A 13,350-nucleotide genomic window follows, 5' to 3' on the forward strand; every position below is an offset into this window, starting at 1 on the left:
TGATCGTTTCCATGGCATCACTGGCTTGATGCGAGTGCTTATGCCATAGCCAGAGCACGTTATAGGCTGTTTTCGCCCGTTCGTCTCGCCTCTGCCACCCAGCCCTGAAATACACCGATACACGTTTGTGAAGCCCAGGTTCAGCTGACTTATGCGCATAATTGAGCTGTTACCCAAGCGCAGGGAGCTTGAATTAACGACCTTCTGACATCACATACGGTCTACTCGGAAGGCATTCTTCCCTTGAGGAACTCATTTGATGCGTGTTTTTTTGCTGCTGTTTTTATTATTCCCGGTACTTGAGCTGTTTCTGCTGGTTCGTGTCGGGATGTCCATCGGCTTTCTCTGGACCTTCTTGCTGGTCGTCGCGACGTCCATGCTCGGCTTGTTCGTCATGCGGGTAGCCGGTTTTGCCACGGCGCTGCGTGCGCGCGAAAGCCTGGCGCGTGGCGAGCTGCCTGCCCAGGAAATGCTTGAAGGCCTGATGGTCGCCGTCGGTGGCGGTCTACTGCTGTTGCCCGGCTTCATCAGTGACATTCTGGGTGTGATCTGTCTGCTGCCGATTACTCGTCGTTTGCTGATCAACAAGGTTCGTCGCCGTGCAGAGGATCAGGCTATGCGTCAGCGCGCCTTCGCCGATGATCTGCAGACTCAGGCCAATCAGGGACCTGCCAGCCATCGCCCGAATGCCATTCACCAGCCGACCCGCGAGCCGGATGTGATCGAAGGCGAGTTCGAACATCGCGACAAGTAGCCGTTACACCCCCGGCAGCGCGGCACCTTCGGGTGCCGCGCTCGTTTTGGGGTGGCAATTGGGCTGTAAAATTTTTTTGCCCAAGACTTGTAATCACTTTGCTCGCCCTTATGTATGGGTCACCGCAAGGTTTCTGGCATGAAGGCCAGACCGTATTCTGCGGTTCGCGCGTCGAACCGTAACCGGCAAGTCCGGATTTAAACCGGCCGGTGCACTCACCGGACGATCAAACAAACATAATCAGGAGATCGACAATGAAGCTTCGTCCTCTGCATGACCGCGTCGTAATCCGTCGCAGTGAAGAAGAAACGAAAACTGCCGGCGGTATCGTTCTGCCAGGTTCGGCTGCTGAAAAGCCTAACCGCGGCGAGATCGTTGCTGTGGGTACCGGCCGCGTGCTGGACAACGGCGAAGTACGTGCGCTGGCTGTGAAAGTGGGTGACAAGGTTGTGTTCGGCCCTTATTCCGGCAGCAACACAGTGAAAGGAGACGGCGAAGACCTGCTGGTGATGAGCGAGAACGAGATTCTTGCTGTCGTCGAAGGCTGAGTGCTCCCGCTGATTTCCGTTACTACAAAGTATTCAAGGAATAATGATCATGGCTGCTAAAGAAGTTAAATTCGGCGATTCTGGCCGCAAAAAAATGCTCGCCGGTGTAAACGTCCTGGCTGACGCAGTTAAAGCGACCCTGGGCCCTAAAGGCCGTAACGTTATCATCGAGAAAAGCTTTGGCGCTCCGCTGATCACCAAAGACGGTGTGTCGGTTGCCAAGGAAATCGAGCTTAAAGACCGTTTCGAAAACATGGGCGCGCAGCTGGTCAAAGACGTTGCCTCCCGTGCCAACGATGACGCCGGTGACGGTACTACCACCGCTACCGTTCTGGCTCAGGCTATCGTCAACGAAGGCCTGAAGGCTGTCGCTGCCGGCATGAACCCGATGGACCTCAAGCGCGGCATCGACAAGGCGACCATCGCCATCGTTGCAGAGCTGAAGAAGCTGTCCAAGCCTTGCACCGACACCAAGGCAATTGCTCAGGTCGGCACCATTTCGGCCAACTCTGATCACTCCATCGGCGACATCATTGCCGAAGCCATGGAAAAAGTGACCAAAGACGGCGTTATCACCGTTGAAGAAGGTTCGGGCCTGGAAAACGAGCTGTCTGTTGTAGAAGGCATGCAGTTTGACCGCGGTTACCTGTCTCCGTACTTCATCAACAAGCCAGACACCATGGTTGCCGAGCTGGACAGCCCGCTGCTGTTGCTGGTCGACAAGAAGATCTCCAACATTCGCGAAATGCTGCCGGTTCTGGAAGCAGTCGCCAAGGCTGGCCGTCCTCTGCTGATCGTCGCTGAAGACGTTGAAGGCGAAGCGCTGGCAACTCTGGTTGTCAACAACATGCGCGGTATCGTGAAAGTTGCAGCTGTCAAGGCTCCAGGTTTCGGCGATCGTCGCAAGGCCATGCTGCAGGACATCGCTGTTCTGACCGGCGGTACCGTTATCTCCGAAGAGATCGGCCTGAGCCTGGAAACCACTACCCTGGAACACCTGGGTAATGCCAAGCGCGTCATCCTGAACAAAGAAAACACCACCATCATCGATGGTGCTGGCGTCAAAACCGATATCGACTCGCGTATCTCCCAGATCCGTCAGCAAATCGGCGACACCAGCTCGGACTACGACAAGGAAAAACTGCAAGAGCGTCTGGCCAAGCTGTCTGGCGGCGTTGCAGTGATCAAGGTCGGTGCCGGTTCCGAAGTTGAAATGAAAGAGAAGAAAGCCCGCGTTGAAGACGCCCTGCACGCAACCCGCGCAGCCGTCGAAGAAGGCGTGGTACCTGGCGGTGGCGTAGCACTGGTTCGCTCCCTGCAAGCTATCGAAGGTCTGAAAGGCGACAACGCTGATCAGGACGTCGGTATTGCTCTGCTGCGTCGCGCCGTTGAAGCACCTCTGCGCCAGATCGTTGCCAACTCCGGTGACGAGCCAAGCGTTGTTGTCGACAAGGTCAAGCAGGGTTCGGGTAACTTCGGTTACAACGCTGCTTCCGGCGAATACGGCGACATGATTGAAATGGGTATCCTGGACCCGGCCAAAGTGACTCGCTCTGCTCTGCAGGCGGCGTCCTCCATCGCCAGCTTGATGATCACCACCGAAGCGATGATCGCTGACGTGCCTGAAGACAAGCCAGCAGGCGGCGGCATGCCGGACATGGGCGGCATGGGTGGTATGGGCGGCATGATGTAAGCCGGCTTTACCCCGAAAAGCCACACCCATAAAGAACCCCGCCTTGTGCGGGGTTTTTTTGTCTTGCTGTTCCGGATCAATCAGTGCGTCGGTTGTACTTTGCTGTTATCGAGGCCCTTGGGTTCGGGGCGGTAAAGTACAAAGTAGTAAACCCCCAGACAGATCAACCAGCAAAACACTGCAGTCCAGATGTTATGGGAAAAGAAGTGCGCGCCTTGCAGCATTCGGCCGATAGAGAACACTGTTCCCAAACCGAAGGCCAGGGCCAGCCCCATTTTCGCCATTCTCGGGCGGCGGTCGCGCAAGGCGAAGAACAGGGCAAACAGGGTAAAACCGGTGGCTGCATGACCACCTGGCCAGCAACGCCCTGGCTTGTCGGTGGCAGGGCGCGGGCTCAACAATTCGCTGTAGGTTTCCTGGCCGCCGAACTCGGTGAGGCTCCAGGGGCATTGCACCGAGGTCATCACTTTTACTGGCGTCACGAAGGCGGTTGAAAGCGCCATGGACAACACCAGACAACCCAGTTCTCTGCGCCAGGGGATCAGACGTTCTACCTTGAACGACGCAGCAAAGCCGATCATGGCCAGTACGCCGAAAACCATCACCAGTTGTTTGGCGCGGTCGTGAAGGACGTCTTCCAGAAAATAGCTGTGCCTGCCAATGAATTGCCCACTGACGGGATCGAAGGCAAGCCTGGCGATGTCCATGTCCAGCGAAGTCAGCTCAAGGAGTACGAGGATCAGCGCGACAACAGCGGGGATACCCAGATAAATCCACGGATTGATTGGGCGAGAGTAGGGTGGGGCGACGGTTTTCGACATATCGAATCCAGATCGGTGAAAGGCATGCCGCGTTCATTGTGTGCGACGGTTTGTCTCAAAGTGTGTCATGTGCTTTGTAAATCATAGGTGAAAAAATCGTCATACCATATCGGCGCTGGCCCTGAAGCTCACTTCGTCTTAAGCTGCGCCAGCCCAAACTGCATATGAGAGTGCGTTATGCGAATTCTTCTGGTTGAAGACAACCGCGACATCCTGGCGAACATGGCCGATTACCTGGGCATGAAAGGCTATACCGTCGACTGCGCTCAGGATGGCCTCTCAGGACTGCACCTGGCAGCCACCGAGCACTATGACCTGATTGTCCTCGACATCATGCTGCCGGGCATCGACGGCTACACGCTGTGCAAGCGTCTGCGCGAAGATGCCCGTCGTGATACCCCGGTCATCATGCTGACCGCACGCGATCAACTGGACGACCGTCTGCAAGGCTTCCGCTCTGGCGCTGATGACTACCTGCTCAAGCCGTTCGCCCTGTCCGAACTGGCCGCGCGCATCGAAGCGGTGTTGCGCCGTGCCCAGGGCGGCGGACGGCGTACCTTGCAGGTGGCCGATCTGGTCTATGACCTCGACACCCTTGAGGTTACGCGTGAAGGCCGGATGCTCAAGCTCAACCCGGTCGGGCTCAAACTGCTCGCCGTCCTGATGCAGAAAAGCCCGCATGTATTGCGCCGCGAGATTCTGGAAGAGGCTCTGTGGGGCGACGACTGCCCGGACAGCGACAGCCTGCGCAGCCATGTGCATCAGTTGCGTCAGGTGATCGACAAACCGTTCGGCAAACCGCTGTTGCAGACCGTGCACGGTGTGGGCTATCGCTTGGCCGAGGGCCGGGATGGAGTTTAAACAGAGTCTTGCCCAACGGATCATAATTGCCTTTGCATTGATGAGCGCACTGGTCGCCGGGTCTTTCGCCATCGGAATCATCTCCACGGTCCATCTGGTCGAAGAAAAACTGATTTCTGCCGGCCTCGGCGGCGATCTTAATCGCCTGATGCTGATGGACAGTGTCAGTGACTGGAGCCACCGGCCCAAGCCCGATCAGTTGTTCTACTTCAGCAACGGTCCGGGCGATTTCGATCTGCCCAAAGACCTTCGGCACCTTGAACCCGGTTTTCATGAGGTCTTCCGTGGGCCACTGTCGTACCACGCCATGATCGAGGTGGTGGACGGTCGGCATTACGCTCTGCTTCAGGATCAGAGCGATTTTGAAGAGCGTGAGCGGGTCCTGTTCGCGGTCGTGCTGGTTGGTTTTGTTCTGGCGTTGGCACTGGCGGTATTTCTCGGCTGGGTATTGGCCCGCCGGGTGATGGCGCCGGTAGTGCGTTTGGCCAGGCAGGTTCGTCACCGTGACCAGTTGCTGGGGCTGGCACCGCCACTGGCGCCTGACTACGCCGCTGATGAGGTCGGCGAGCTGGCGGTGGCGTTCGATGCAACGCTGGGGCGTCTGAGGCAAGCGTTGATTCGTGAACGCATGTTCACCAGTGACGTGAGTCATGAGTTGCGCACCCCGTTGATGGTGCTGGCCAGCTCCTGCGAGCTGCTGCTGGAAAACCCTGCGCTCGACCTGCGAGGGCGTCGTCAGGTCGAGCGTATTGGCCGCGCCTGCGAGGAGATGCGTGATCTGGTGCAAACGTTCCTCATGCTCGCCCGCACACAGCGTGAGGATCCGGCCATGACGCCCAAGGCCACGCTGGTCGGGGTGGCTGAACAGTTGATCTCTCAATGGCGTGATCCAATAGAAGGCAAGGGGCTGCAACTGACCTACACGCCACCTGCCGATGACCAGCTGTCCGAAATTCGTTACAACGCGACCTTCCTCCATGCCGTGATGGGCAACTTGCTGCGCAACGCGCTGCACTACACCGATTACGGATTCATTGCGCTGACCCTGCACGCCGAAAGTTTCACCGTGGAAGACAGTGGCGTCGGTATTCCAGAGGAAAAACGCGAGGCCATGTTCGAGCCATTTGTGCGTGGCAATGAGCAGCGCGGGGAAGGCCTGGGCCTTGGTTTGTCACTGGTGCAGCGCATCTGCGCCAACCAGGGATGGAGCGTCGATCTCACGCCCATGGAGCCGCACGGTTGCCGGTTCGAAGTGACACTGAACCTGAACAAAACCTGACGTTCATTTTGAGCAAATCCACCTCAGTGTGTGGCGGTAAATCGACCGCACTTCGTCGATGAGTCACACTTGGCGTTTAACTCTCTGTAAAATCTCGAAACATCTGAAGTACAAAGGTAACAATATTTTCACATTCAGATGACCTGACAGTGACAGCGGTGCCTTTAGTTTGGCCCGCATCAACGTCAGGAGCGGCTCCCATGAGCGACCGTATAGAACTCGAGTTTTCCCGCAAGTACGACAAGTCGCATGCTCGTCAGTACCTTGAAAAGCATCAGGACGGTCTTTGGCGCAAGTTGTCGCATCATCGCGATGAACAACTGGCGAGAAAAGCGCTTCACCTAGCCGGTGACCCTGGCCTGGTGCTGGACCTGCCTTGCGGTGCGGGGCGTTTCTGGCCATTGTTGGCCGAGAAACCGAACCGCTCGATCATCGGTGCTGACAACTCCGCAGACATGCTCAGTACCGCTTGTGCATCACAGCCGGCAGAAGTTGTAAAAAGGGTACAACCTTTGCAGACATCTGCCTTTGACATCGACCTGCCTGATAACGCAGTAGACAGCATCTTCTGCATGCGCCTGCTGCACCATGTCGGCCAATCAAGCGACCGGATGGCTCTATTGCGTGAGTTCCAGCGCGTAACCCGTGACAGTGTGATTGTCTCATTGTGGGTCGATGGCAATTTCAAAGCATGGAAGCGTGCACGCCTTGAGAAACAGCGCCTGCAGAAAAACGGGCAGGAAAGTTACCAGAATCGTTTTGTGTTACCGGTTGCTACCGCAGAATCCGAATTTGAACAGGCAGGATTTCGTATCCAGAACCGGATGGATTTTCTGCCGATGTACGCCATGTGGCGTGTCTACGTCTTACGTAAAAGGTAAACAGATGGGTTTGCAGTCCTTGAAAGAGCCAGTTGTGAACTCGGTGCAGGATGAGTTCAACCATTTCTGGAGTCAGCACGGCGAATGGGTTGAAGAACCCAATTCCCGTCGAGGTGGAGAAAGTGGTGTACAGCGGCTCACGATGGACAACGGGCAAACGCTTTATGCCAAGCGTCAGACAGGGCATATATACCGCAGTTTGCTGCACCCTTTGGGGCGACCGACTGTATTGCGTGAGCGTGAAGCGCTTGAAGGTCTGCGCAAGCTTGGCGTAGTCGTGCCGGAAGTGGTGTTTTGTGGTGCCGAGCGTGGCGAGGACAATGCCTGGCGGGCATTGCTGGTCACGGTTGCGCTGGAAGGTTTCGAAGAGATAGAAAAGTGGCAGGCTGGCGGAGGACGCGAGCGGCATGGCGAGCTGTTCTATGAGCTCGTGCTCAAGGAAGTGGCGGCCACCCTGGCCCGCATGCACCTTGGCCGCTGGCAGCATAGCTGCCTGTATATCAAGCACATATTTGTACGTGTGACCGGTGAGGGGCCGGATGCCAAAGTCGAGGTTGCCTTGCTGGACCTCGAAAAAGGCCGGCGCCGCCTGACAGCGCAAGGGGCGGCCCAGCATGATATGAAACAGCTACGACGCCATTCGTCATTCAGCGCTGCAGACTGGCAAAAGTTGATCTACTTTTATCAAGCAGCGTTTGGCAGCTCTATCAAAGGTTTAGAGTCATGAAGCTAGAAATGGCAAGAGGTCTGTTTATCTTCGGTGCATTGGCAATTGCCACCGTCGCAGTGGCAGCGCTTGAACAACCGTCTACCCAGATACTCACGACACAGCACGGCGAGGGATATTGCCCGTTGCCGCGTGTGGCCAAGAGTCTGGTGAGCGTGCAGCCTGATCATGACCTGTTGCTGTTCATGTACAGCCTGGCGCAAGGGGCTGGGGTCAGGAACTGAGGCGCTTTGCTGCCTGACTTCTGACTATCCTGCTTGAGCCAGATGAAGGTGGTTGTCCCACAGCCCTGCTGGCAGGTCCAGCGGTTTGGCCAGCAGTTGCGCTTTGCGACAATCATAGAAGCGGCAACGCCCTTGGCCCGAAGTCACGACAAACCCATCGGCTACCGCACCCACGCCTGCGCAGTCCGGTAGCGGCGCATCCAGCTTCAATGCACCGCTGTCCAGATCCCAGATAAAGAACCGGTTGCCACGCGGCGCTGTCAGGGCTACCAGGCGCAGATCACTGTGCACTGCAACGCTTGCAGTGTAATGAGCCATCGCCCGCAGTTGTTCTTCTGCCACCGGAAAGGCCTGAAAGGGCTGCCCCGGCCGTTTGATTGCCAGCAACTCGGCTACTTCGTGGCTGTCGCCCATGAACTGCTGGCCTGCCACGATGGTGCCGTCGCTGGCGATGCCCATGTGACGCACGCTGTTCATCTGCTGGGAAAGAGTCTCCTTGCTCAGCAATGTACCGTCACGCTGCATGATCACCAGGCTGGGCTGCATGGCATTCAGGTTCATCTCTACCCGGCTTTCCGCTTCGGTGCGAATACCGCCGTTCGCGACTACCAGCGTTTCGCCATCCGGCATCCACGAAACCTGATGCGGACCGATACCGTGCGTAGGAATTTCAGCCGAGTGCACCAGTCGCTGATCAACGAATCGATAGACGCCCAGTAGCCCTCGGCCTGGGTCAAGGGTGTCGTTTTCCGTCGCATATAGCCATTCGCCATCGCGGTGAATCACCGCATGACCATAGAAGTGTCGATTCGGCTGCGAAGCGATGGTTTGCAGCAAGCGGCCATCGCGCAAATCGATCAGATAGCTTTCAGTACCTGGACGACGTGCGATGAACACTGCAATCGGCAGGTCGGGATGATTGATGATGTCGTGGCAGCGCTGGCCCACCTGGGTGGCAAATACCTGCGTTCCGTCGAGATGGAAACCCACCGCGTAGTGTTTGCCTTCGCCATCGTCGCGAGCGGAGAGCAGCAGAGGGGGTGCGTCTTTTTGCCTGAACAGCGTCCAGCCGCCCAGCGTGAAAGCGCTGAGCAAGAGACTGCCGAGGGCCATGGCCTGACGTCGCAACATCACGTGTACCTCTTGATCAATCGCCGTCGTTGGCGTTGAAGCCCAACTGTATGCCCAATGCCTTGGCCAGCTCGCCTTCGTGCAGGCGGTGCACCGCATTGAGGCTGTCGTAGAACGCATTGAGTTGCTGACGTCCTGTTTCGGTGGCCAGCAGGTCGGCGAGTGGCGGCTTGAGTTCCGACAGTAATTTGCGGCTGGTAGCGTAGGCCGCATCGATTTTGTCAGCCAGCGGTTTCTGCTCGGCTGGCAGCAAGCTGCGCAGGCCCTTGTTGTCGACACCGGTCCAGACCGTTTCGGCGCTGATCAGGCTGGCTTCCAGGCTGCTGAGCGACGATTTGCTGCGCCATGCATCTGCCTGGAAGGGTTGCGGCTGGCCCTTGCTCTGGCGACCCAGTGGCGTGCCCAGTTTCTTCTTCAGACTGTCGAGGGCCGTGACCTGAACCCGCAGCAGTTCGGCGATGGCTTCATGAGAATCGGCGTAGCGCTGGTTGGGGAATTTGCTCAGTTGCGCAAGCATGCCGTCGGTACTGTTCCAGCTGCTGAGGATTTCCTCGGCAAGCTGCTTTTGACGCTCGCCGATTGCCATCAGCAGCGGGCAGTAGCGGGCTTTCTGTTCGGTATTGGCCATGTCGATTTCCGCGTCGAACAGAATGTATTCGTAAGCGGACAAACCTTGCACCACGACGCTGGCCTTGGACAGCTCCTGAGCAGTGATCTGCGGCTGTGCCGTCACCAGTTGCTCGACCTGCCGGCCAACCAGGTTCTTCTTGTCTGGCCAGAACTGTATTTGCCAGGCGCGATTGCCCTCGGCCAGAGGGCCGATCAGCAGCGGTTGCAGCTCGGCCCAGGTCTTCTGCGCCTTGAGAAAGTCGGCGCGTGCTGTGGCCAGATCAGTCTTGCCCTGACAGAACGCCAGTGCGCTGGTTGCCAACTGACGATCAGCATCGACCCAACGGCTGTAGGTCGGCAGGATTACCTGTCTGGCAATGGCTGCGGACGTGACCGCCTGAGGGTCGGATGGCGAGCAGGCACCCAATGCAAGCGCCGCAAGGCTGGTCAGCAACAACTTGGGTCGGAACATGTCCGGCTCCTTATTTTATTTTCGAAAGATGATTTTGAAAAAATAATGTTGAACGAGACGATTCTGGAATGGGAGCAATCATAACGAATTCAGAAACGCCAACAGCGCTTCACGCTGTTGCGCGTCAAATGCAAGAACCTGCCGCTGCGCTGCCTGGGCTTCGCCGCCATGCCACAGTATCGCCTCAAGTACATTGCGGGCGCGACCATCGTGCAACAGTTGGGTGTGCCCGCTCACCGTTCCGGTCAGGCCCAGCCCCCACAGTGGGGGCGTGCGCCACTCGCGGCCAGTGGCCTGGAACTCGGTACGGTTATCGGCCAGCCCTTCGCCCATGTCGTGCAGCAGCAAATCGCTGTAAGGGCGAATATCCTGATTGGCCAGCTCAGGTTCGACGGCGTCGCTACGAGTCTTGAACGAGGGCGTGTGGCATTGCTGGCAACCCGCCTGAAAAAACAGATTCTTGCCCGCCAGCACCCGAGGGTCATCGACCTTGCGGCGTGCCGGAACCCCCAGGTTGCGTGTGTAGAACTCCACCAGACGCAGGATGTTGTCGCTGACCTCCGGCTCGCCGTTCGGGCCATTGCCGTTGGGCGCTGCCAGGCAGTCGGTCTGGGCTGGCGTGCAGTCATCAAAGCGGCGCAGGCTGGTAGTCAGCCCCATGTCGCCGGAAAAAGCGTGCACGTTCTGCTGATTCAGGTTGGGTTGCCCGGCTTTCCAGCCGAATCGGCCCATGACGACTTTTTGCTGTGCATCGTCCCAGACCCAGTTTGGGCGTCCCGATATGCCATCGGCGTTCTTGTCATCCGGGTCGGCATTGGCAAGAATTGCTTCATCGGCAATCGCCTCAAGCAACCCCAGCCCGATCATCGGCGGGGCTATGCGCGCCGAGATGTGGGTATCGGGGTGCATTGGTCCGTAACCCAACTGGGTGATTCGGAGGGTCGGCTGGCGCAGCTCGACTGAGGTGCCATCGCGAAACTCGACCGCCAGCGCATCGTACTCGACCCGCACCTTGCCCTCGGGGGCCACGCCGGGGTTCGACATGTCCTGCAACTGCCCACCGTAAGTCGGCTCAGGCAGCACGCCATTGCGCTGCACAAGATCGGCGTAGGCCGGGTCATCAGGAATCGACAGCCTGACCAGCATCGACACGGCGTTGCTGTCGCCAGTTTCTGGCGGATGACCACGACCGTCCTTGATGTGGCAGTTCTGGCAAGCGTTGGTGTTGAACAACGGCCCAAGCCCGTCGCGAGCGGTCGTGGTCGATGGCGCAATCACCCACGGACTGCGGAAAAAACTGTTGCCGACACTGAAGTCCAGCCGCCGCACGGGCGACAAGTTGGCCGAGGGCATGGAAAAGGCATTTTGATCGCTCTTCCTGACCGTCGCACTGCCTCCGGACAAGGCTTCTCCCGGCTCGGCATGAGTGAAACGCGGGGCGTCATCGCATGCACTCACGGCCAGAGTCGTAAGCAAGGCGAGGGATAGACGGAGCCGCGTACTCATACACATCCTGCAACGAGGCGAAAATCGGGGCGTGCAAGCTTATCAGCCTCGTGCGGTTTGAATAAGAGGGATTATCGTTTGCCCGCTCTGACGTAATGCGTTGTTACGAATCTCTGAGGCTGGTCCGGTCCCGGCATTTTTGCCTATGCTGCACATGTCGAAGTTGACAGCACACACAGACAACATGCCCAGCAGAGGCCACATCAATGGATAACCCGGAAAACAGCGCGCTCGTGACCACAATCGAGACGCTGGAAGCGCTCTATGGCCCGATTGCTCCTCCTTCCATGATCAAGGAAGTTGACCATATTCACGCGGTTTACCGGCCCTTCATCGAGTCGGCACCCTTTGTTGTGCTGGCCTCTGCCGGGCCTGACGGCCTTGATGCGTCCCCGCGTGGTGATCAGGCGGGCTTCGTGCATATCGAGGACAGCAAGACGCTTTATCTGCCTGACCGGCGCGGCAACAACCGCATCGATACCCTGCGCAATATCATCAGCGACCCACGCGTCGCGTTGCTGTTCCTCGTACCAGGAGTAGGTGAGACCTTGCGGGTCAACGGAACAGCGCAGATATCGGTTCAGCCCGAACTGTTGTCGCGTTTCGAGGTGAACGGCCAACTGCCCAGGTCAGTGCTGCGCATCTTCGTGACCAGCGTGTACTTCCAATGCAGCAGGGCAACCATCAGGTCCGGTTTATGGGATGCAACCCGGCATATCGAACGCAGCACGCTGCCGACTGCCGGGCAAATACTAAAAGCGGTTTCGGCCGAGCAGATCGACGGTGACGCCTATGACAAGGCTTTGCCGGGACGCATTGCGGATACGTTGTATTGATCATGGCTGATACCGTATTGCGCTTCTTGTGGTCATGGCTCGATCAGCTACCGGTTTTGTTCTGATTTCTTTCCTTCTCAAGAAAGTAGTCAAAGATACTCATGCCCTTGCGCAGGATTTTGCGAACTTCTTCGCTTTGCGCGATCAGTTCGGCGCTGGGGGCTTGCCATTGTTCGCGGGGTAGGGGTTTGGACCAGTCTTGTACTGCTTTTGGAAATGCCGTTTTCGGCAGTCGCTTGACCCAACTGGCGACGTGGCAGGGCAAAGTCCAGCCGCTGAAAAACTGGATCAGCAGAAAGCCGAACAGGTAGCGCAAGCAGCCGTGGTCAAGCAGGTAGTCACGGCGACACATGTGGAAAAACTCCACAGTGCCTTCCTCTAGGTCAGTGCCCATCATGGACTTTCGCAGGGCGCTCGGGCCTTCTTCCATGTAGGCGCGGATCGCTTCCCACTCGCTGACTGCCATACCAAGCGTGGAAGTAGGCAACGTGAGCCACATCACCTGGCCGTCCGAGGCGTCTACGAAGCCGATCATCAGAGCGAATTTCTGCTGAGTGCCGTATTGCGTTGCAACTGTGCTGCTGACGCAGGCAATTATTTCTTCCCAAGGGATAAACCGGGGCGGTTGGCCATGCTTGGCGACATAGGCCACCTCGCGGCGCTGACGGTTGAAGCGGATGGGGGGCGTGCTGGTGAGTTGGTACACTGCCTTGAAGAAAAAGTAGCCATACATTGATGCCAGAAGGAACACAAACAGCCACAGAGCCCAATTGGGAAAAATGAAAGGTATTGCTGTTTCAAGAATGGGGGTGTTGGAAATAAAATATTCGGCAATGCCTGTACCAATGCCGGTCAAAAGGAACATCATGATAATGCTTGCTACTGAAGCCGTGTAGCAGCGCACTGCGAACTCCAGTGACGCAGAGGTCAAATGGAAGTCTAGATAAGTGTCGGCAGCCATTCTGTCGACGTTCTGTAAGTTTGACGCCGATACCCCGGTAGGCAAGG

Annotated in this window: 14 protein-coding genes; 9 read left to right on the plus strand and 5 right to left on the minus strand. The window is 57.4% G+C overall.

Annotated elements, in window-relative coordinates; genetic code table 11:
- The first annotated feature begins 259 nt into the window (after positions 1 to 259).
- From AC4ANE_RS06665 to groL, 3 genes are all read left to right on the plus strand, one after another.
- Positions 260 to 754 (plus strand): FxsA family protein, encoded by a 495-nt coding sequence (locus tag AC4ANE_RS06665; RefSeq protein WP_002555024.1) that lies wholly within the window; start codon positions 260 to 262, stop codon positions 752 to 754.
- Between the two features lie 254 nt (positions 755 to 1,008).
- Positions 1,009 to 1,302, plus strand: a complete 294-nt coding sequence (locus tag AC4ANE_RS06670; RefSeq protein WP_002555023.1) for a co-chaperone GroES — start codon at positions 1,009 to 1,011, stop codon at positions 1,300 to 1,302.
- A 49-nt stretch (positions 1,303 to 1,351) separates the two neighbouring features.
- On the plus strand, positions 1,352 to 2,995 hold the full coding sequence (gene groL, locus AC4ANE_RS06675; protein ID WP_002555022.1) for a chaperonin GroEL: 1,644 nt from the start codon (positions 1,352 to 1,354) through the stop codon (positions 2,993 to 2,995).
- Between the two features lie 80 nt (positions 2,996 to 3,075).
- Here the strand turns inward: groL and AC4ANE_RS06680 are convergent, their stop codons facing one another.
- Positions 3,076 to 3,816: a phosphatase PAP2 family protein gene (locus AC4ANE_RS06680; protein WP_002555021.1), complete on the minus strand. Its 741-nt coding sequence runs from the start codon at positions 3,814 to 3,816 to the stop codon at positions 3,076 to 3,078.
- A gap of 177 nt (positions 3,817 to 3,993) precedes the next feature.
- Here AC4ANE_RS06680 and colR point away from each other — a divergent pair, with 177 nt between their 5' ends.
- The 5 genes from colR (at position 3,994) to AC4ANE_RS06705 (ending at position 7,788) form a co-directional block, all read left to right on the plus strand.
- Entirely contained in the window at positions 3,994 to 4,677 is a 684-nt protein-coding gene (colR, locus tag AC4ANE_RS06685) for a two-component system response regulator ColR (RefSeq protein WP_002555020.1), read from the plus strand.
- Complete coding sequence (locus AC4ANE_RS06690) at positions 4,667 to 5,956, plus strand: sensor histidine kinase (protein ID WP_002555019.1); 1,290 nt, start codon at positions 4,667 to 4,669, stop codon at positions 5,954 to 5,956. Before colR ends, AC4ANE_RS06690 begins: the two co-directional genes overlap by 11 nt.
- 200 nt (positions 5,957 to 6,156) lie before the next feature.
- The gene (locus AC4ANE_RS06695) at positions 6,157 to 6,837 is read left to right on the plus strand and encodes a class I SAM-dependent methyltransferase (protein ID WP_002555018.1); all 681 of its coding nucleotides are present in this window, start codon (positions 6,157 to 6,159) and stop codon (positions 6,835 to 6,837) included.
- A 4-nt stretch (positions 6,838 to 6,841) separates the two neighbouring features.
- Entirely contained in the window at positions 6,842 to 7,564 is a 723-nt protein-coding gene (locus tag AC4ANE_RS06700) for a lipopolysaccharide kinase InaA family protein (RefSeq protein ID WP_002555017.1), read from the plus strand.
- Entirely contained in the window at positions 7,561 to 7,788 is a 228-nt protein-coding gene (locus AC4ANE_RS06705) for a hypothetical protein (protein ID WP_002555016.1), read from the plus strand. The genes AC4ANE_RS06700 and AC4ANE_RS06705 overlap by 4 nt, the downstream gene beginning before the upstream one ends.
- A 24-nt stretch (positions 7,789 to 7,812) precedes the next feature.
- Here AC4ANE_RS06705 and AC4ANE_RS06710 read toward each other — a convergent pair whose 3' ends face one another.
- From AC4ANE_RS06710 to AC4ANE_RS06720, 3 genes are all read right to left on the minus strand, one after another.
- The gene (locus AC4ANE_RS06710; protein ID WP_002555015.1) at positions 7,813 to 8,919 is read right to left on the minus strand and encodes a DUF1513 domain-containing protein; all 1,107 of its coding nucleotides are present in this window, start codon (positions 8,917 to 8,919) and stop codon (positions 7,813 to 7,815) included.
- Between the two features lie 16 nt (positions 8,920 to 8,935).
- Positions 8,936 to 10,000 carry an imelysin family protein gene (locus AC4ANE_RS06715; protein ID WP_031594997.1) on the minus strand — a complete coding sequence of 355 codons (1,065 nt, stop codon included), beginning with the start codon at positions 9,998 to 10,000 and terminating at the stop codon, positions 8,936 to 8,938.
- Positions 10,001 to 10,078: 78 nt separating this feature from the next.
- Positions 10,079 to 11,506: a di-heme oxidoreductase family protein gene (locus AC4ANE_RS06720; RefSeq protein WP_002555013.1), complete on the minus strand. Its 1,428-nt coding sequence runs from the start codon at positions 11,504 to 11,506 to the stop codon at positions 10,079 to 10,081.
- Positions 11,507 to 11,712: 206 nt separating this feature from the next.
- On the opposite strand from AC4ANE_RS06720, the gene AC4ANE_RS06725 reads away from it, so the two are divergent.
- Positions 11,713 to 12,342 carry a pyridoxamine 5'-phosphate oxidase family protein gene (locus tag AC4ANE_RS06725; protein ID WP_002555012.1) on the plus strand — a complete coding sequence of 210 codons (630 nt, stop codon included), beginning with the start codon at positions 11,713 to 11,715 and terminating at the stop codon, positions 12,340 to 12,342.
- Between the two features lie 43 nt (positions 12,343 to 12,385).
- On the opposite strand, the gene AC4ANE_RS06730 is transcribed toward AC4ANE_RS06725, so the two are convergent.
- Positions 12,386 to 13,075, minus strand: coding sequence for a DUF6708 domain-containing protein (locus tag AC4ANE_RS06730; RefSeq protein ID WP_306102558.1), 690 nt, complete (start codon positions 13,073 to 13,075; stop codon positions 12,386 to 12,388).
- Between the last annotated feature and the right edge of the window lie 275 nt (positions 13,076 to 13,350).

The organism is Pseudomonas sp. Pme6b (assembly GCF_058129925.1).